The 19,080-nt window shown below is 69.4% G+C and carries 20 protein-coding genes; 3 read left to right on the forward strand and 17 right to left on the reverse strand.

The genetic code is table 11. The features are described from left to right. Positions 1–241: 241 nt before the first annotated feature. From ElP_RS40300 to ElP_RS35105, 4 genes are read right to left on the reverse strand one after another with little or no spacing between them, the layout of a single operon-like run. A complete protein-coding gene (locus ElP_RS40300; RefSeq protein ID WP_231749900.1) occupies positions 242–490 on the reverse strand; it encodes a CRISPR-associated protein Cas4 in 249 nt (82 codons plus the stop codon). Further along, positions 491–727, reverse strand: coding sequence for a hypothetical protein (locus tag ElP_RS40305; protein WP_231749901.1), 237 nt, complete (start codon positions 725–727; stop codon positions 491–493). Next, the gene (locus ElP_RS35100; RefSeq protein ID WP_145279446.1) at positions 724–978 is read right to left on the reverse strand and encodes a hypothetical protein; all 255 of its coding nucleotides are present in this window, start codon (positions 976–978) and stop codon (positions 724–726) included. The genes ElP_RS40305 and ElP_RS35100 overlap by 4 nt, the downstream gene beginning before the upstream one ends. Positions 979–1,026: 48 nt before the next feature. Then, positions 1,027–1,497 carry a hypothetical protein gene (locus tag ElP_RS35105; protein ID WP_145272556.1) on the reverse strand — a complete coding sequence of 157 codons (471 nt, stop codon included), beginning with the start codon at positions 1,495–1,497 and terminating at the stop codon, positions 1,027–1,029. Positions 1,498–1,555: 58 nt separating this feature from the next. Here ElP_RS35105 and ElP_RS35110 point away from each other — a divergent pair, with 58 nt between their 5' ends. Continuing rightward, a complete protein-coding gene (locus ElP_RS35110) occupies positions 1,556–2,779 on the forward strand; it encodes a DNA polymerase Y family protein (protein WP_145279448.1) in 1,224 nt (407 codons plus the stop codon). Between the two features lies 1 nt (position 2,780). On the opposite strand, the gene ElP_RS39085 is transcribed toward ElP_RS35110, so the two are convergent. The 7 genes from ElP_RS39085 to ElP_RS35140 all read right to left on the reverse strand — a co-directional run bounded on the left by ElP_RS39085 (position 2,781) and on the right by ElP_RS35140 (position 6,183). Continuing rightward, a complete protein-coding gene (locus ElP_RS39085) occupies positions 2,781–2,957 on the reverse strand; it encodes a hypothetical protein (protein WP_197447155.1) in 177 nt (58 codons plus the stop codon). 69 nt (positions 2,958–3,026) lie between these two features. Continuing rightward, entirely contained in the window at positions 3,027–3,257 is a 231-nt protein-coding gene (locus tag ElP_RS35115) for a hypothetical protein (RefSeq protein WP_145279450.1), read from the reverse strand. A gap of 251 nt (positions 3,258–3,508) precedes the next feature. Continuing rightward, on the reverse strand, positions 3,509–4,504 hold the full coding sequence (locus tag ElP_RS35120; protein WP_145279452.1) for an FG-GAP repeat domain-containing protein: 996 nt from the start codon (positions 4,502–4,504) through the stop codon (positions 3,509–3,511). A gap of 24 nt (positions 4,505–4,528) precedes the next feature. After that, the gene (locus ElP_RS35125) at positions 4,529–4,897 is read right to left on the reverse strand and encodes a hypothetical protein (protein ID WP_145279454.1); all 369 of its coding nucleotides are present in this window, start codon (positions 4,895–4,897) and stop codon (positions 4,529–4,531) included. Positions 4,898–5,050: 153 nt separating this feature from the next. Further along, positions 5,051–5,356, reverse strand: coding sequence for an amphi-Trp domain-containing protein (locus tag ElP_RS35130; protein WP_145279456.1), 306 nt, complete (start codon positions 5,354–5,356; stop codon positions 5,051–5,053). 34 nt (positions 5,357–5,390) lie between these two features. Beyond that, a complete protein-coding gene (locus tag ElP_RS35135; protein WP_145279458.1) occupies positions 5,391–5,726 on the reverse strand; it encodes a DMT family transporter in 336 nt (111 codons plus the stop codon). A 7-nt stretch (positions 5,727–5,733) separates the two neighbouring features. After that, the gene (locus tag ElP_RS35140; protein ID WP_145279461.1) at positions 5,734–6,183 is read right to left on the reverse strand and encodes a thioesterase; all 450 of its coding nucleotides are present in this window, start codon (positions 6,181–6,183) and stop codon (positions 5,734–5,736) included. Between the two features lie 935 nt (positions 6,184–7,118). Between ElP_RS35140 and ElP_RS35145 the strand changes: the two genes are divergently transcribed. Beyond that, complete coding sequence (locus tag ElP_RS35145) at positions 7,119–7,835, forward strand: MFS transporter (protein ID WP_145279463.1); 717 nt, start codon at positions 7,119–7,121, stop codon at positions 7,833–7,835. Between the two features lie 37 nt (positions 7,836–7,872). On the opposite strand, the gene ElP_RS35150 is transcribed toward ElP_RS35145, so the two are convergent. From ElP_RS35150 to ElP_RS35165, 3 genes are all read right to left on the reverse strand, one after another. Then, on the reverse strand, positions 7,873–8,097 hold the full coding sequence (locus ElP_RS35150) for a hypothetical protein (protein ID WP_145279465.1): 225 nt from the start codon (positions 8,095–8,097) through the stop codon (positions 7,873–7,875). Between the two features lie 1,034 nt (positions 8,098–9,131). After that, positions 9,132–9,398, reverse strand: coding sequence for an MBL fold metallo-hydrolase (locus ElP_RS35160; protein ID WP_145279469.1), 267 nt, complete (start codon positions 9,396–9,398; stop codon positions 9,132–9,134). A gap of 130 nt (positions 9,399–9,528) precedes the next feature. After that, positions 9,529–11,277, reverse strand: coding sequence for a di-heme-cytochrome C peroxidase (locus ElP_RS35165; RefSeq protein WP_315852684.1), 1,749 nt, complete (start codon positions 11,275–11,277; stop codon positions 9,529–9,531). Between the two features lie 166 nt (positions 11,278–11,443). Between ElP_RS35165 and ElP_RS35170 the strand changes: the two genes are divergently transcribed. Beyond that, positions 11,444–12,103, forward strand: a complete 660-nt coding sequence (locus ElP_RS35170; protein WP_231749902.1) for a class I SAM-dependent methyltransferase — start codon at positions 11,444–11,446, stop codon at positions 12,101–12,103. Between the two features lie 616 nt (positions 12,104–12,719). Here ElP_RS35170 and ElP_RS35175 read toward each other — a convergent pair. From ElP_RS35175 to ElP_RS35185, 3 genes are all read right to left on the reverse strand, one after another. Then, positions 12,720–13,574: an amidohydrolase family protein gene (locus ElP_RS35175; RefSeq protein WP_145279471.1), complete on the reverse strand. Its 855-nt coding sequence runs from the start codon at positions 13,572–13,574 to the stop codon at positions 12,720–12,722. A 135-nt stretch (positions 13,575–13,709) separates the two neighbouring features. After that, entirely contained in the window at positions 13,710–14,633 is a 924-nt protein-coding gene (locus ElP_RS35180) for a dihydrodipicolinate synthase family protein (protein ID WP_145279473.1), read from the reverse strand. Between the two features lie 812 nt (positions 14,634–15,445). After that, positions 15,446–18,697, reverse strand: a complete 3,252-nt coding sequence (locus tag ElP_RS35185) for a serine/threonine-protein kinase (protein ID WP_145279474.1) — start codon at positions 18,695–18,697, stop codon at positions 15,446–15,448. Positions 18,698–19,080 lie beyond the last annotated feature (383 nt).

Genomic DNA, 19,080 nt, shown 5'->3' on the forward strand with positions numbered 1-19,080 from the left:
CTGGCCGGGAAGTCGCGGATACCTCTCGCGGTCGCGGAGCTGCTGCATGATCGGTTCGTTGCCCGATAGTACGGGTAGCCGCCGCTGGCTACCCGTCATCATCCCCTTGCACGGTTTTTGCACTTACACTGCGTAAAATAAGGACTTAGGGCAAAACCCATTGGAGCGTGTCCCGCTATGCAACGCGACGGTGAGGCTCATATCCTCTGATCGATCCGCTCCGGCATGCGGACCGAGTACCTCACCCCCTCCGCTGTCCGCAATGCTCCCGCATCCCGCACGACCGGCACTGGGCGGGCCGCGGATTCACCGGGATCGCTTCGTCCACCTGCCTGCGTGCCGCCCGAATCTGATCGGCCACATCCAGCACCCAAGTACGCAGCTCCTCCGTATTCTCTATTTTCACCCGCTCGCCATTTCCCGTCACGATGAAGCCGTGCGGCGGTCTGACGCCGGTCGTCTCCTCGATCAGCAGGAAGTAGACGCCCATCTACGCCCGGTGCGAGTCGTAGACCCGCCGGGCGGATTTCCATTCCTCCGGGATGCCGCCCTCGATGATCCGACCCGGCCTGCCAGCCAGCCCCAGCCGCGCCGAGTAGAGGTTCCGGCTATCCAGATCGAGCGTTCGGCCCTGCCCCAGCCCGCGCCGCTCCCGCACGCCCCTGCCGATCAGGATCAGCAGCAGGCCGAGTACCAGGGCGGCGGCAACGATCAGCCAGGGCATCATCGGGTCAGCAGCCAGAGCATCGCCGCCAGGATCACGGCGAGAACGATCAGGACGCGGCCGAGCGAGATGGAGCCGCCGGCCACCCGTTCAGCGGTCGCCTTGGCTTCGTGGTGCCGGGTACCGGCGGCAAGCGCCGGACGATTGCCGGGCGGCAGCTTCAGGCCATCCCGCAGCCGCCAGGATTCCGGGCAGAACACGAAGTTCGCGATCTCGCTGGCGGTGACGGTCTCGGATCGATCTGCGTGGCTCATGGCCCCATTATGGCGTCATCGACCTGCGAGCGCCAGCGTATCTCTCGTTCAAATCCGCTGATCGATCAGCACCGGCATCCGCTCCGCCCCGGTCATGATCCTGTAGTAGTGGCTGGCGGGCTCGCAGAGCATGTACGCCACCGCCCAGCCGCGCTCATCCGGCACCAGCAGCCCCCGGATGCCCGTCTCGATCAGGTACCACACGCCCCGGCGCTCCAGGCCGTAGGACGCGGGTATCTCGACCGGGATGGCCCCGCTGTCCCGCCACCCGCCGTCCTTCACCGTCTGCTGCCACGTCCAGCCGGTGCGCGGCAGGCGGCGGCTCTGGCCCCGGCTGTTGCCCCAGCGCGCGACCTGGAGCCTCCCGTCGCGCCAGATCGGCAGGCACGGCCTGCGGTCGCGGAACAGGAAGCGGTACTCGGCCTGCCCGCCGCGCGTGTAGCGGCGGTGCGCCATCCCGAATCGCCCGATCAACTCCGTGGGCAGGTTGCTCTCCGTCACGGCGATTCCGAGGCACACGTCGGGTCTTCCTGCCCTCTGCCTTGACTGTTCGTGCGTGCATAGTACGCTTCTGTCCATGCGGCGCCAAGGCCCGGTCGGACATGTCGACGCCGACGCGTTTTACGTCGCGGCGGAGCGGGTGCGGTACGCCCACCTGGCCGGGATGCCGGTCGGCGTCCTGGGGAATCAGGGCGCGTGCGTCATCGCCAAGAGCTACGAGATGAAGGCGACCGGCGTCGGCACTGGGATGCCGATCTGGGACGCGATGAAGCTCTGCCCCGAGGGGATCTACGTCAAGCGCGACTTCCGCTGGTACGAGGTGCTCTCGCGGCTGATGCTGGAGACGATGCGGGAGCTGTCGCCCCGCGTCGAGTATTACTCCATCGACGAGTTCTTCTTCGAGGCGGCGAAGCCCCCGGCGGGCGACTATCAGGATTACGCCGTCCTGGTCCGGGACCGGCTCATGGATCGCATCCGGGTCCCCGTGACCGTGGGCATCGCCCGGACCCGCACGCTCGCCAAGCTGATCAGCGACACCGCCAAGCCTTTCGGGGCGCTGGCCATCCTCGACAAGGCGGCGGAGGAGTCGCTGCTCGCGGCACGCCCGGTCACCGATGTGACGGGCATCGCGGGCAGGAGGGAGAAGCGGCTGCTGCCCTGGGGTATCCGCACCTGCCTCGACCTGGCGAAATCCGACCGGCGGCTGATCCGCGGCCTACTGACCGCCAGCGGCGAGGCGTTGTGGTGGGAATTGAACGGCGACCCCGTGATCCCGATCAATGCAGAACGGACGCCGCACAAGGTGATCTCACGCGGCGGCAGCTTCGGCGATCCGACCGACAAGCCGGACGTGCTCTGGGCCTGGCTGGTGCGGAACCTAGAGCGGATGGTCGAGGAGCTGCTCTACCACCGGGTGCTGGCCGGGCGCGTAGCGGTCTGGGTCGGCTACCGCGACGGGCATGCCGGGGAGGGTCACGCGACGCTCGAAGTGCCGACCGATCGCTTCGACGTGCTGCTCGACACCTTCCGTCCCTGCCTGCGGCGGGCGTGGGTGCCGAGGGCGCTGGCCTCCCGGATGCACCTGTTCGCGGAGGACATGCGGCCCCATGCGCCGCGCCAGCTCGGGCTGTTCGACGGGCTCGACGCCGAGGATGCGGCGACGGCCGTGAAGCAGGCCGTCAATGGCCGGCACGGTCGAATCGCGCTCAGGAGCGCCGCGACGCTGCCCCTGGGCCCGATCTACGCGGACCGGGCCAACGGGTATGACATCTGTGACGTGCGCGGGAAGACGTGCTTCTGATTCACCGCGACGGCGGCGGGATCGGGATCGATGGGGTCGCCAGCTGCGGTGCATCCGGCGGCCTCGCCACGACCGAGGTGACCAGCATGTCGTACATGCAGATGACCGCCGCCTGCAAGTCCTTCCGCTCCAGCCCCTCGACCGCCGGGCGTGCCTTCTGATTCTCTCTCCGCTTCATCGTTCGCCTCCGGGTTGGGGAATCGGTCCCTACCCGGATCTCGCGAAGTGGGTCCGCCCTGCGACAGATTCAGCGCTCCTCTTCCAGCCAGATCGTCGTTTCGCTGCGACCCCCATCGGTCCGCAGGTAGAAGACCACGCCCTCCCAGCTGTGCCGCGTCCGGAACGGCTCGCCCTCGATGCACCGGGCATAAGCATGGCAGCGGACAGCCCGGCTCAGCGCGTCGCGGGGAATGGCGGCCATGGCGTCGGACGTGGCGACGAGCGTGCCAAGGCGGGCGTGGGACTGGACGGCGAGCATGGCTATCGACTCCCGGACCCTGATGGGCAGCGGAGTTCGCTGCATCCATGCGGGAGGTACGCACGCCGGCAATTTCCAGTTCACCGCGCCCATGTTGCGTTGAAACAGCGTCCCACCGAGCGGGGGGTGCTCGGGACGGGCCATGCCTCGAAGGGATGGCATCGATGACACGAAGGTGGCGTCGAAGAACCGGGCCCTGGCCTCTTGGTTCGGGCCGGTTCTTCAACGGGGGCGTGCCGTCGGGCGGGGGGCTACTTCCGGCGGAAGAGCCAGACGTACCCGTGGGCAACGGCCGGGTCGTCCCCGAGCCGCATACCCGCCACCGTCCGGTCGACGTAGGCGAGCCCCTCCTTCTGGACCCGCTCATACTCCTCCGTGTACCGCTTGTAGTCGGGCGACTCCCGCATGGCCGTATACGCCTCCTGCCACTTGGCCGAGTTCTCGGGCGTATTCCACTCGGACTGGGGGATGCCCTTCATGTCCTCCGCATACTTCGCGCGGAGCGATTCCATGCTGTCGCGGAGGAACTTCGTCGCCTCGGCCTCCTTCTCGCGTAGCTCCTCGAAGGCCCGCGCCTCCTCGGGCGTCAGGTCCGCCCGCACGTGGAGATAGGTGCCGAAGTCGCCGAGCAAGACGTCGAGCTCGCCGTCGCCGTCGTAGTCGGTCACGGCGATCTGGGCCCGGATGCCGGGCACGGGGTCCCGGCCGGGCACCAGCAGCTCGCTGTAGCCCATCCCCTCATGCTTCGCGACCAGGGTGACCGGGGCCTCGAATTCCGGGTGGCCGGGGCGGCCGGCGTTGCGATACCAGTAGACGCCGCCGTCGGCGGCCCCCGCGACGATGTCCCAGCGCCCGTCGCCGTCCCAGTCGCAGGTCACGGGGTTGGCGTGCTCGCCGCCGGGGAGTCGCAGCGGCTTCTCGCCCACCTTGACCCACTCGTTGGCGGTCGCATAGGCGGGCTCCGCGCGGGTCCCTTGGTTGCGCCGGAGGAAGATCAGGCCGTCGAAGGTGCCGACGAGGATGTCCAGGTCGCTGTCGTAGTCCCAGTCGACGAGCGTCGTCCAGCTGCCGAACGACTCGACGCGATCCTTCTGGTCGGGGACCTTGAGGATCGGCCGGCCGTCCCTGTCCTTGATCACTTCGGGGGGATCGAAATCGCCCTCGCCGCGCCCTCGGAACAGATACAGTTCTCCGGGGTCATACGAGCCGGAGATGAGGTCGAGCGTGCCGTCAGCGTCGAAGTCCACAAACTGTGGACTGGAGCCGATGCATCAGTAGATGGGGACCTTGGCGTCGGCGTCCCCGGCCTTGAGATTGATCGCCACGGCGTAGCGCGGCTCGCGGTCGGTGCCTTCGTTGCGATAGAGGCGGAACAGGCCGCTGAAGTCGCCGACGACCAGGTCGCGGCGGCCGTCGCCGTCGACGTCCTCGACCCACGGCCCGGAATGGCCCCAGGAGGGGCCGCTGTCGATGACGCCGTCGGCGGCCGAGAGCCGGATCGGGGCGTGGAAGAGGTCCGTCGCGGCGCCCTTGGGCACGTCGGGGGCCGTGTCATAGGGCACCGCCTCCTGCGCCCGCGCCGTGACCCCGAACGCCAGCAAGGCCGCCGAGACCCCCGCCCGGTTGAGTGGAGCCATCATGACCTCCCGTAGACAATGTTCCTTGAAGGGGCGACGATCCTCCTCGGACAATTGTCTTTGGAGATCTGCTCTGTTGCAAGTCGGATGCCCGGCACGGGATTGCTACCCGGCCGATGCAGCCGAGGGCCCTGGGCGCGTCCGCCACTCGAATCCCTACCCTTGCTTGGCGCGAGGCTTCTTCGCGGCCGTCGGCTTGCGCTTCCCCTCCTCGCCCTTCCCCGGCAACACCGGCGACTTCCAGGTAATCTGGAACTCGACCTCCTCCCCACCCTCGCCGCGCTCGTGCTCGGCGCTGATCATCGCGTCGGGCGGGATCGACACCCGCTCTCCGGCCACCTGGATGCGGAACCGCTGGCCGCCTTCCACGGCTTCGGCCAGCCTCCGGAGCTTGTCGGCGAACTGGGAGAGCGGGTAGGCCTTTGCGACGTCGCGCTCGGGCTTGGCTTTGCGGGCGGGCATGGCTATGGATAGTCCAGGGGGTGTGGCCGATCGGTCACGCGAATCGCATCAGCAGGACCAGCGAGGCGACGGCCAGGGCGATCCCTACGATCTCGGGGGGCTTGAGAGGCTCCCGGAAGGCCAGCGCGCCGACGGCCGTCAGCAGCAGGATCATCGACACCGAGTAGACGACGCCGATGGTCGCCAGCTTCAGGTGCCGCATCACGTGCACCCAGCCGAACGCCGTCGAGGCGTAGACGGCGAAGCCGACGTAGAACCAGCCGGAACGCAGCGGGCGGTCCTGCTCGCTGGCGAGCTTGAGCAGGTAGTCGCCCAGCACGCCGACGGCGCTGAAGCCGGCGGTGACGAGGATGGGAAAGAGAGGCTTCAACGGCGTGTCATCCCAGCAGGTCGACGAGGCGATGGACCTGCGCCTTGCCGAGATTGTCGACCAGCGGTTTCATCGCTTCGAGCGCCGCGAGCAGATCGGGCTGGCTGTCGACCGCCTGCGTCTTCGGCGGCGGGGCGAGGTACCCGCCTTCCGGCTCGACCTTCGGCTTCCGGCCGCGTCTCGCCTTGGGTGCGCCGCCCTTCTCCTGCCGCTTCTTCTGCTGGGCCTTGGAGGCGCTGAAATGCTGCGGCGTCACCTCGATGCCGAAGTGATCGCGGACATACTGCGCCCCCTCGCTCGGGCTCTCGACCCCAGCCGATAGGGCCCGGCGGATCGCCTCGGACTTGGACAGGCCGCCGTCGTCCGTCCCCTCGGTGTCCGGTTCCGTGCCCTCGAGTTCGTCCTGGCTGACGGTTCCGGTATCGGCTTGCGAGGCTCGGGAAGATTTGCGCGCCATTGGATGTATTCGCTTGGGTGCTGCGGGTCGATGCCTTTGCCCATGTTAACAGCGCGTGGCGACGGGGCAAGATCCGCGCAGTTCGGCGTATATCGTGCGTCGCCGTCCGGCGTAAGGCAGCAGGCCGTCGCCTCCGTCGAATACACGGATCGCCATCGCATGCCGCCAACCTGGCCATGTCGCCCAAGGATCGGGCTTCCGTCCGGATGCTGGCGCCGGCGTGCCGATGCTCCCTGTCCGAGCGATGCGCCCTTCTTCGCCTGGAATTCGGTCACGGGTAGCGTCATTGCCTTCGGCAATCTTGCCCGGCCGGCAGCCTTGGCACGAGTCGGGCATAGGATTCGCCAAAACGGCGCGACGGAAGGTTGCCGTGGCTATTCAAGGTACAGCGGAACCGCGAGGGGTCGGGATGAGCGAGGCGGGGGCAACTGAGACCGCGGGCCACAGGATCGCGGTCGGGGCGCTGTTCTTCATCCTGGGCGGCGCCGTCGGCAGCTGGGTGACGCGCATCCCCGAGGTGCAGACGTCGCTCGGCCTGGACGAAGCCTCCCTCGGGGTGGCGCTGCTCATGTCGGCCCTCGCCGCCATGGTGGCGATGCCGGCGGCCGGGAGGATTGCCCCTCTCGTCGGCACCCGGCGGCTCGCCTGGGGCGCCACGGCGGTCTTCTGCGTCGTGCTCCCGTTCATCCCGCTCGCGCCCGACCGGCCGGCGCTGATGGGGGCGCTCGCGGTATACGGGGCGGCGACCGGCGTGCTCGGGGTGACGGGCAACGCCCTGGCCGTCCATGTCGAGGGGATCGTCGGCCGCCCGATCCTCTCCTCGATCCACGGGCTGTTCAGCCTCGGCGCCCCTGGCAGGGTCGGCTTCGGCTGCGGGCCTGGCGGCCCTGGGCGTGGGGCCGGTCGCGTCCCTTGCCGGCGCCGGGGCCGTGCTCATGGCGCTGTTATTGGCGGCCATCCCCCGTCTGCCGGACGCACCTGCCCTGCGCGACGAGGGCAGGGTCTGCCTGCCCCGGCGCGGTCTGCTCCTGCTCGGCGTGCTCGCCTTCCTGGGCCTCGTCGGCGAAGGGGCGATGGCCGACTGGAGCGCCGTCTATCTCCGCCAGTCGCTCGGCTCCCCCGCCTGGGCGGCCGCGCTGGGATTCGCCGCCTACTCGCTGGGCATGACGGCGGCCCGGTTCCTGGGCGACCGGTTGAGCCGGGCGGCCGGGGACGCGGCCCTGCTCCGTGGCGGCGCCGGGCTTGCCGCCGCCGGCCTGGGGGGTGCGTTGGCGATGGGCCATCCGATCCCTGCGGTCATCGGCCTCGGGCTGGTGGGCGCCGGGCTGGCCAACGTCGTGCCGGTGCTGTTCCGCGCGGCGTCCCGGGTGCCGGGCGTGGCGGCGGTGTCGGGGATCGCCACCACCTCGACGGTCGGGTATCTCGGGTTCCTGGCCGGGCCGCCGGCGATCGGGGCGCTGGCGGACGCGGCCTCGCTCCCGGTCGCCCTCGCGATGGTCGTCGCCGCGGTCGCCGTCATCGCACTGCTCGGTGGGTTGGCCCTCGCACCGGCTACGGGGCGTGCCGGCGAGGATTTCGGGGCCGGCCCGATGATCCCGGCGGCCGAGGCCACGGCCGGCGAGGTAGGAAGGGGCTGCCTCGATGCCGGCTGATTTGAGCGGAGCCGGGCGGGTGGCGGTGGCGGTCGCGTCACCCCACCCCGCTCGCCTCCGGCAGCCGCCCGGCGCAGACCCGCTCGATCCTCGCGACCTCGGCGGCAATCCGGTCGATCCGGGCGGCCGCCCGCCGGAGCGCGTCCGGTTCGGCCCCCCCTTCCTCCGCCCGGAGCAACGTCGCGCGGGCCGCTTCGAGCACGCGGCGGGCCTCGTCCAGCTCCTCCGCGACCGCCTCGATCCTGTCCTGGGTGTCGATCATCGCTCGGTCCGCCTCTGGGGCGTATTGGGCTCAGAGCGGATTGTACGACGGATCGCCGCAAGGTTCGATCTGGCCAAGCGTTTAGGTAGCGGCCCCCCTTCGAACATTGGCGGAATATTCGGCAATCTCGACCGAATCCCGGATTCACATCGCCGCGAGTGCGGCAGCTGGAACTCGATGCGCGCATTGCCCGGCTGGAGCAGCGCTACGGCCTGGTGCTGTTGTTGATCCTCGCCATCCCGGCGGGCGTCTTCCTGCTCTACCTCGCCTGGGCCGCGAGGACATCCACGCGACGGTCGAGGCCACCCCGCTGCCACCGCCCACGGCCCATGCTGAGTGGGTCGAGAAATAGGCGACCCCGACCCCAGTGATGCCCATGGGTATGATGTACGACGAAGGCTCGATGCCGGCGCTGCACCACGAGCTATCCACGCTGGCCCAGTTGCTCGGCGAGGGGATAGTCACCCAGGAGGAATGGCTGGCCAGGAAGGCCAAGAGCCTGGAGGAGCCGCTGAGCCCCGGCGACCTGCGCGCCGATCTGGTGCTGGTCCGGCAGCTCGCGGAAGCTGGCGCAATCAACGAGGAGGAGCGGGCGTCGCTGCGGGCCAGGCTGCTCGGGATCGAAGGGCCGCAGGACCACGGATCGGCACACTCCCGCATGCCTCAGTCCCGCCGCAGGCGGGGCAACGGACCGCCATCACGCCCCGTGGCCGCCGCCCCAGGCCGGCGAGCGACCCCAGAGCCGCTCCGCGAGCCATGGCCTCCTCGGGCGGGCCCGAGCCGACCAGGGCCCTGCGGGCCAGCTCGTGGATCAGCGACAATCGGGTCGAAGCCAGCTTGCTCGCCATGCCAGAAACATGGGGCAAGATGGGACATCAAGCATGGGTCGTGATGGTCCATGATCTGGACCCCTCCGGTGCCCATACGTCCCCTCTATTGTCTGGTCTCCCCCGGAAGGTGAGTGTCCCCTTACCATCATCTCTTCCACCAACAAGGGAGGAGGCCTATCGGACAACCACCGAAGAGCACGTCATTCATCCTACTGTTCTCAGGAGCCGCTTGAGGTCGCGGAGGCCGCCCTCGGTCAGGACTGGAGAGCCGTGGCCGGTGGCGAGGGTGCGGACGGGCCTCCCACGCTCCCCTTTCCAGCCCAGTACGAAACGCGGCCAGGTGACCACGGCGTCCCCAAGGTAGAGGGCCTCGGCCTCGGGCCAGTAGGAGGCCGTGTGGCCCGGGGCATGGAAGGCGATCAGCGGGCCGATGAGCTGCTCGTCGTGCTCGATTAGAACGTCGACGACCACGAGGCCCCGCTCGTGCCAGAGGCCCCTGCGGGCCAGCCACAGGACGAGTCGCTGCGAAAGGTTAAAATCGCATGGAACTCGTCTCCATCCGCGGGCCCGCCCGGACCGTTTGGATGCCCGCGAACGCGGATCAGAGCGTCTTGAGGTACTCGACCAGCTGCCATCGCTCCTCGCCCGACAGCTCCGTGCCGTACTCGTGACCGGCGTTGGAGTTGCCGGGGATCGGCTCCTCTCTCTCATCGTGGGTGCGGAACTGGAAGACGCCGGGGGCATCGGTGCGGAAGCCGACATGCTCCGGGTCGAACTGGCGCGAGCCGACGCTGAACGACCGGACCCGTTCCTCGGCCGGCAGCAGCAGCTGGTAGAGGCTCGGCACCGAGCCGTTGTGCAGATAGGGGGCGGTGGCCCAGATGCCGTTGAGCGGGCGGGCCTTGTAGACACCGCCTAGGAGGGCCCGGGCGACGGCGACGGGCCGTTCGCCGAACTCGACCTGCGTCAGGGCGTCCTCGGGGGCCTCGAAGGCCGAGCCGATGATCGTGCCGATGACGGCGTGGTTGAGCATCGCCGCCCCCGCGGCCCGCTCGCCGAGCCGGCCGGCCAGCGGGTTGATGACCTTTACCAACGCCCCTTCGAGCTTGCCCGTCTCGCCGCCGCGGAGCCAGAAGTTGTCCGCGGTCCGGGGATCGGTCCCGACCGCCCTCAGGACCGCCTCGACCCGCCGGCCGGGGTCGGTGCGATCGATGGGGCGGTGGCAGTCGAGGCAATGCTGCCGGTACAGGGCCTCGCCCGCGGCCACCTTCTCCCCGTCGATCTCCGGGAAGCCATCCGGCCACTGCGGGGACCAGAGGGTCCGCACCCAGTCCTCCAGGGCGCGGAGGTTCTTCACCCGGACGCTGGAGCGATAGCCGGGCGGGACGGGCTCCCGCTCCAGCTCGAGGTCGGCGAACACTCCGAGCACCTCGCCGACGTTCCGGCCCAGGGAGCCGATGTCGAGCAGGCCGCCGTTCTCGACGTTGCCGACCCACTGCACCTTGTCGTGCTGCGGCGTGTCCCAGAGGAACGGGTAGCTCACGGGGGCATCCGCCGGCTCGGTGTTGGCCGTCGGCGGCGTCTGCTCATCCCTCACGGCCTCGTGGAAGACCTCATTCAGGATGGCCCCGAGGGCGTCGACCCTCCCGTAGCCGGCCGGCTTGTCGGGCGGGAAGTTGCGCGCGTTGTACCCCTCCCGCCGGTCGATCACGATGTCGAGCTGCCGCCTCAGCACCTCACGGCGCCCCGGCGTGTCCCGGTCTAGCACGCGGGCGGCGAACCGGTCGAATCTGGAGTCGTCCTCGCGGGTCTGCTCCAGGGCCTCGGTCAGCTCGAGGATGAAGGACGGCACGTCGGCCAGCGCCGGGGCCCCGTCGATGCGGTATCCGACGCCCTCGTGGTCGACCTGGGTCGTGTGACACGCGGCACAGGTGATGCCCAGCCAGCCCCGGTCGCGTCCCTCGTCCTTGACGAAGCCCACCGGGAGGCCGTGCGGGTTCATCTCGTCGGGCCGCTGGGGCAGGAAGCGGAATCGGAGCATGTATTGATTGTCGCGGAAGAGCCCCTCGCCATCCGGCTGCTCCAGGACGAGGAACCAGTCGTAGGGCAGGATCTGGGTGCCCTGCGAGGTGAAGTAGAATCGCTGGCTGTCCCGGGGCGACCAGCCCTGGTCGAGATAGGCGACCTCCCGGGTCGCCTCCCCGAAGGGGTCGTCCTCGATCACCAGGGCGTTGCGGTCGGGGCCGGGGCCCTCGGGGCTCGCCCCGCCACCGCCGCCCCACTTGCACCCCGAGACGCTGATGCCCAGCAAGGCGATCGCACACAGCCGAACCGAGAACCTGATCATCATGAGCTCCTCAAATCAGACTATCCTTGGCGAATGTCGCCTTCTTCTGCACGCTATCCCGGTTGGAGCTTGCCGGCAATGGCCTGTCCCGCTTCGAGCACGATGCGTCCCTTGTGAGGAGGAGACCCGAGGATCGGGCGGACTGAAGAGCTCAGACCTCGAGGCCAGGATGAGCGATAACGCTGACAAGGCGCCGGACACGTCCGACGGGAAGTTCCCCCTGTTCGACTACCGCCTCCGCCAAGGCGGGCGCGAGTGGTCGGTCCTGCACACGGGCGCGGTTTTGACCGATGAGGACGAGACGCGTGCGATCGTCAGGAAGACGAATCGCCTACCCTACGGGCTCGCCCTCTGGCCCTCGGCCATCGCCCCGGCCCACGAGATCGCCGACCGGGCGGCGGAATTCCGCGGGCGGGGTGTGCTCGAGTTGGGGGCGGGCACGGGCCTGCCGGGGATCGTCGCCGCGTCGCTCGGTGCGCGGGTGGTTCAGACGGACCGCGATGAGCTGGTCATTCAGCTGTGCAGGCATAACGGCGAGCGGAACGGCGTCCGATCGGTCGAATACCGCCTTGCGGACTGGACGGCCTGGGGCGACGATCGTCGCCGCGCCTGGATCATCGGCTCGGACATCCTCTACGGCGAGGCGCTGCACCCTCATCTCCACCGGATCTTCGCGTCGAACCTGGCGAATGGGGGGGGGGTTGCTCTCGGACCCGCTCCGGGGCATGAGTGTCCGCCTGTTGGAGGAACTGGAAGCGGAAGGCTGGGGGATCACCATGAGCAAGTGGGACGTGTGGGAGGCGGCCCCGCGAGTCGTCGGCGTCTTTGAGCTGACGCCGCCGGGATCGGGCGAAGGAGCGATCCGACGGAGATCCTCTGGCGGGAGTCGGGCTCCGGGGCGGCCACGGCGGAGGGTCGATCGTCATGTCTGAATGAATCGTGGGCGGCGACGAGGCGATGGCCTGCGGCCGGCCCGGGGCCATGGGAGGTTGGAACCGTATCCGGTCGCGCTCGAGCGGCCAAACCGGGTCGATTCGAGGACATGCTGGCGACTGCGATCGCCCTTCGCGGTGGGGAACCAGGTCGGATCGCCTCCACGAGCCCCTCAGGCGCCCGCTGGCGGCGCCCAGGGCCTTCCACTGTGAGATTTTCGCCTGCCTCCAGGGACGTTCCTGCGGGCACGGGAGTCGTCCTGGTGGCTTGTCACATCAGATAATGTCTCGTGAATCGATCGGGGTCGATTCCTGCACCCCACCCGATTGCCCCTGCTCCGCCCGCGGCCGCCGCCGGACGCGACAGGCCACGGCCCTGTTTCGTCCCGGGTCTCCTGGGCACTGTTGCATGGTGAACGGCCATTTCGATGAATGATACCTTCGTTGCCCATGGAGCCACGGGGCGGTGTTCCGTCCGAAGATGCCTTGACCTACCGGCCCCACCTCGCGGCCTCATCCGGTCGAATGCAACCCGAGCCGGCTCAGGCTGTCGCGGCAAATCACTCCCTCGATCGCCTCGGGGTCCAGCCGCGGGAGCCCCGTCCCCTCGACAAGGCCGTTCAACCCACGCAGCCCGTCGAGGGACGCCCGGACCGTGGTGAAGGGGAAATCGGTGCCGAAGAGGACCTTGTCCCAGACGCCGTACTCCTGCACCAGCATCAGGCTGTGGTAGAGCTGGAACGGCCGGTAGTGCAGGGCGCTGAGGTCGGCATAGACGTTCGGATGCTTGCGGATCACCGCCACGCATTCCCCCTCATAGGGGTGCCCCAGGTGGGCCAGGATGAGCTTCTGGTCGGGGAAGCGGATGGCGACCCGGTCGAGTAGGCGGGGCAGCGTGCAGTCCAGCGGCGCCTGGGAGACGAAGGTCGTCCCGGTATGCAGCAGGACCGGCAGGCGATGCCGGGTCGCATAGGACCAGAGGGGGTCGAGCCGCTCGTCGTCGGGGCGGAACCCGGCGTACATCGGCATGAGCTTGATGCCGCACAGGCCGAGCTCCTCGTGCCCCTCGCGGAGCTCCCGCTCCCAGCCGTCCTGCGTCGGGTCGAGCGAGAGGAAGCCGATGAGCGAGTCATGGTGCGCGGCGACGTAATCGGCCACATACCGGTCCTCAACCCACAGGCCGCTCAGCCGCGCCTTGCCGCCGAAGACGATCGTCCGCACGTCGGGGACGGAGCCCCGCCGATAGTCCTCATGACGGACAGTCAGGTCGAGCTCCTCGCCCGCCTTCGCCCGGCGCGCCTGCCGCCGGAAGTCGTCGGTGAAGTGATCCGGGTACCGCCAGGCGTGGCTGTGGACGTCGATGATCATGGGTATGACGCTCCGGGCCATTCCAGGTGGGTCGTCCGTCGCCGCCGCGGCCCCGTACCCCCGGTCGCCGCGGAGATGGCCTCCACCTCGGTAATCCGCATCGAGCCCTCCGTCGGGCGGTGCGCCGGCGGGCGCTCAGCGTGCGGCCTCGACCGCGTCGCGGAGGAGCGAATCCAGGCGATCGACCTCTCGACGCGTCTCGTCGTCCAGGTGGTAGCCGACGGGCCCGCGGGCGATCGCGTTGCGGAACACGCCCCGCCGGACGAGCAGGTACTTCTCCACGGCCAGGAACCCGTCGAGCCCCGTTTGCAGGGCGACGAGCGAGGCGATCGGCGTCGAGAGCCGGTAGATGCGCGCCTCGTCGCCGGCCTGCAGGGCCCGCCAGAGGGCGACGATCGCGTCGACGATTTCGGCCCCCGGCATCGTGCCCACGATCCCGCGGCGGTAGCTGTCCACCAAGGCGATGCCTCCGCTCCCCTCGAAGACGCGGGCCCTCCCGCCGGTCGCCTCGCGGAGCTCCGTCAAACGCGGTCCGATCGGGGCCGCCTCGGGCTTGTACAGCACCCGATCGCCGAACTCCTCCAGCAGCCGGGCCTGCATCGCGATCGACATCGGCCGGCCGACGTACCCGCTGGCGTCCTGCACGACCAGCGGGATCGCGACGGCCCGCAGGAGCCGCTCGTAGTAGCGCAGCAGCTCCGGCTCGGTGACCGCCACCGAGATCGGCGGGATCGCCATCAGCGCGTCCGCGCCGACCGACTCGGCGTGTCGCGCGAACTCCTCCGCCACCCGGGCGCTCTCGGCCCCGACGCTGATGATGACGGCCCCCCGCCCCCGCCCCAACCGGCAGGCGTGCTCGGCGAGCCGCCGCCGCTCCTCGCCTGAGAGCCGGAGGACCTCCGAGACCATCGCCATCACGATCCCGTCGGCGCCTTGGTCGAAGATCCAGCGGAACTCGGCCTCCAGCGTGTCGAAGTCGATCGATTCGTCCTCGTGGAACGGCGTCTGGAAGACGGGGTACACGCCCGCGAGTCGGGGTCGGCCGCCGGCGTTGCTCATGGGCGCGGGCTCCTCCGGGGGATTGCATCTCACCGGGCCGTCGGCCGGCCCCCCTGGGCCATCCCGGGCGCCCTTGCTCGCTCAATCGAGCAAGGGCGCCCGGCTCCGTGTAGTCGCCGACGCCCATCCGGGGTGCGCGCCGGCGAAGGCGAACACGCCGGCGGCATGGCGTGGCACACCGGCGGTGGGCCGTATCGTACTTCAACGGCGCAGACCGCTCCAGGGGTCGGGCGAGGGGGCAGGAGCCGGCCCTCCGAGCCCCTGAGGAGCCAGCAGGGGGAATTGGGCTTATTCACAGTGTGCCGCCACAGAGATCCCTGCGGCCACAGCAGGCGTTCTGGATGGATAGACACGTAGCACTTGCGGTGTCACACCGCAACAAGCCTCTTGGAGCGGTCGAGGATGGCAGCCGCACGCCGCGTTTCCCCCTGCTCCGCCCGCGTCGTCGCCGACCCGGCGGCAGACGCGGAAGAGCGCTTTTCTTGCCCGGTCGGAACGATCGATCGTTGAAACATCTCCCCGGGATCGGGCCACTCCCATCGGGGCTGGCTGTCCCAGGTGCTTCTTCCGATGCCCAGGAGCCAGCGTGCCTCAATAGCATTCCGGCCTGAATGCTGGACCGAAGGACGTCGCCCTCGCGATGAACAGTGGCCATAAGCGGCAGCCTCCAATGTTCGAACGTTCAGAAGTTCGCCTTCTGCCCCGGAAGATGCAGTCGGCACGAGGCCGCCGGCTTGGCCGTCCACGGGTGGTCGTTTCCTGATCGAGAAGCCGGGGAAACGAGCGGGAGAAGCCCGGCCAGGCGGCGCCGCTCAGTCGCCGCGGTCGAACGGGTCGGCCGGAAAGGTCAGGTCCATCATCAGGAGCTGGAAGTCGGATCGCGACCGGATCGGGTCGAGGTCCGAGTCGATCCGTGCCCAGGCCGCGTCCCGCCAGCCGAGGGCGACAGCCCGGTGCAGGGTGGCCATCGCGTGATCGGCCTCGGCCCGGACGGCGTCGGACGTCAGGCCGGAACCAGCCTCGGCGGCGAGGCCGGCCAGCAGCGATTGGGAACACGCGATGTTGTAATAATCCCCCGGAGTCGGCTCCGTCAGCTCCTGGAGGAGGGTGATCGCTCGGCGGAAGTCCCGCACCGCGTCGGCGGGCCGGTCGAATTTCTGCATCGCAATCCCGCGGCGGCGGAATGTGGTCGCCAAGTCGGACTGAAGCGAGGCCGTCGCAGGGTCGGCTTGGGCGATTTGGCGACCGATCGCGAGCGCCGCGTCGTACGTCGCCGATGACTCCGCGGGCTTGCCCATCGCGGCGTGGACGTCACCGAGGTCGGCGTAGGCCGCGACGAGATCTTGCCGGTATCCGCGGTTCTCCGGGTGGGCGTCGGCCAAGCTCGCCGCGTTTTCCTGCGCCAGCTTGAGCGACGCCAGCACCTCCGCCATCCGCCCGGACCGGCGGTGAATGTCGGCGGTCTGGCGGTGCGTCAGGATCAATTGCTCGCGGTTGCGCGTGACGGCCGGGTTCGCCTTGATCAGGACCTCGCGGGCGGCCCCAGCCCGCCCGAGCGCCGCGAGTGCCTCCTCATCCCGCCCGAGCGCGATCAGGACGAAAGCGGCCGAGGTGTCGATCCAGGCCGAGGCCGCGGGGAGGCGCAGGAGGGTTGGATTGGAGCCCTCCACCGCCTTGAGGACCTCTTGCGCCCGGTCGAAGGCCGCCAGCGCCTCGGGAAGTCGACCGGCGGCGGCCAAGCAGATTCCCATGTTGCCGAGGTTCCTGGCCAATTCGTGGCCGATGTCGGCGTCCTCGGGATTCGCCCGGAAGAGCGCCTCGCCCAGGTCGCGTGCTCGTTCGTAGGCCGTCCTCTCCTCCTCCCCGCGGCCGGCTGCTCCCAGAGCGATTGCCAGGGCACCGTACAGGTCCGCCAGGTCGCTTTGGAGATCCACGGATAGGGGGTCGCCCCCCGTCGCGGCCTCCAGGATTGACCGCGCCCGTTCGGCCGCTTCCAGCACCTGGGACGGTGGGCGGTGGTTGGATGAGAGGGACATCCCATAGTACATCTCGGAACGGGCCCACTCGCCCCGTAGCCGACGGTCGGCGGGATCGGCCTCGGCCAGCGCCCGGAGGAGATCCCTCGATCGTCCGTGCGCCTCGAGTGCGTCGGCATTCCGCCCGACCCCCGTCAGGATCTCCCCGAGGGATCTCAGGCCAAGCGCGAGCGAGCGCCGCGGCTCCGCATCGGCCGGGTCCTCGCGAGCCAGGGCCTCGAATAAAACCAGGGCGCGCCGGAGGACCGTCTGCGCCTCCTCGATCGAGTCGAGCTGCTTCGTGAGCTCGCCGACCTCGAGATAGGCCCGGCCCAGGGCCAGGCGCGAGTCGCGATCCGCGTGCCCCTGCAAGAGCCCCTCGAGCTTGCGGTAGAACTCCCGTGCCTCGCGCAGCAGCTTGGCCCGCAGCGCCTGGAATTCCTCCTGCTTCAGCAGGACGTCCTCGCTGACCCCGGTGTGGAAGGTCCGGATCGCCTCCTGAGCCAGGGCGAAGCGGGCTCGCTCCCGCTCGTTGGAGGCGGCCAGCGCGGTGTTGATCCGGGTCACCTTCTGGTTGGCGACCTCCAGGTCGGTGTTGGCGCGGTTCAAGTCGGCGTTGGCCCGCGTCTGGACCGCCAGCACCGCGGCCGTGCCGGCCAGGGCCACCAGCAGCGCCGCACCGGCCGCCGTCACCCCCGTGCGGTGCCGGGTCAGCCAGCGCAGCAACCACCGCGACACGGGCTCGCGCCAGGCGGTGACCGGCTCGTCGGCCATCCATCGCTCGATGTCCTCGGCCAGCAGCCGCGGCGTGGCGTAGCGGTCCTCGGGCTGGAGGGCCATCGCCTTGAGGCAGACCGCCTGCAGCGCCGCGTCGATCGACTGGTCGATCTGTCGGGGCGGAGGGAACTCCGCGCGCTGGACCGCGCGGAGCAGCTTGCCGATGTCGTCTCCCTCCAGCGGCGGCTTGCCGGTCAAGAGGCAATAGAAGGTCGCGCCCAGGCTGTAGACGTCCGACCAAGGTCCCAGGTGCTCCAGGTCGCCCCGCGCCTGCTCGGGGCTCATGTAGGCCGGCGTGCCCAGGGCGCTGCCGGGCAAGGTCTCGGAGCTGCCGCCGGACGAGCTGGGGACGAGCGTCCGCTCCTCGGAGCCCGGCTCGGCCTCGCCGGTGGCCTTGGCCAGCCCCCAGTCGACGACCAGCGTCTCGCCGTGCTTGCCCACGATGATATTGCCCGGCTTGATGTCCCTGTGCAGCACCCCCCGGCTGTGGGCATACTCGATGGCGTTGCAGACGTCGGTGAACCGCCGGAGCAGCTTGCGCAGTCCCAGCGAGCGGCGCCCGGGCGAGGACTTCAACGCCCCATTGGAGTGGAAGCGGTCGATGGCCTCCTTGAGGCTGTCGCCGCGGATGAACCGCATGGCATAGTAGGGGCGGCCGTCGACGTAACTGCCCAGCCCGTAGACCGGCACGATGCCCGGATGCTCCAGGCCGCCGGTGACCTCGGCCTCGAGGAGGAACCGCTGCCGGCTGGTTGGGTCATCGGCATGGTGGTCGAGGATTTGCTTCAGCGCCACCTCACGGTGAAGCTCTTCGTCGATCGCCACGAATACGGCGCCCAGGCCGCCGCGGGCATACGGCCTCAGCACGCGGAACCGCTGGCCGTCGGACGTGGCGGCGCCGACGGCGTAGCTGGCCGTTCGGTCGGCCTCGCCATCCTCGGTCGAGCCGTGTCCGGACGCGACACGGCTCAGCGTCGCCTCGAGGTCCGGGTCGCCCAGGTCGGCCAGACGTTCTCGCGTCGATCGGCCGGCGGGGACGGCGGCGAGGCTCTGCTCCACGTCGCCGCCGTGGGCCTCGACGTGCAGGGCCGCCAGGGCCTCGACGGCGGCTCGCTGGGCGGCGTTGAGATACCCCAGCGCGATCAGTTGGTCGGCGAGGGATCGCGCCTTGTCGCAGGTCCAGGCGTGGAACGCGGCGACGAGCTGGGCCTGCTGGATCAACCCGTTTTGCAGTGCCAGCAGGCCGAAGAGGAGGTGGCGGTCGGCGTCCATGGTACACTCCGCGCGAGGTCGATCGTGAGCCGGCAACCCCGCGATCGGAAATCGGTCTGTCGTGGTGCGGATGACCGGCCTGATTATATGCGTGTGATACTGGGCCGTCAGCACTGGCGCTGGTTGCCGGGCTGGCCCGGTCGGCTGGTGGCGCATGCGCCTTCCGCCTACAAAGACGCGCTTGACCCTTCGACGATCCGCCTGGCATCCAGAACACAAGTCGTTTCAAGGAGGTGAGATACGCCATTTTCGCGGGCCTGGTTCCTCGCATCAGGAATCACCGGAAGACGCAACAGATGCGTCTGTCGTTCCCGAACGCGCACGGCTCGCGGCCTCGGAAAAAGGTGCCTGCCGCACATTACCCACTTCGAAACGACCAGGCT

It is taken from the genome of Tautonia plasticadhaerens (assembly GCF_007752535.1).
Lineage (GTDB): Bacteria > Planctomycetota > Planctomycetia > Isosphaerales > Isosphaeraceae > Tautonia > Tautonia plasticadhaerens.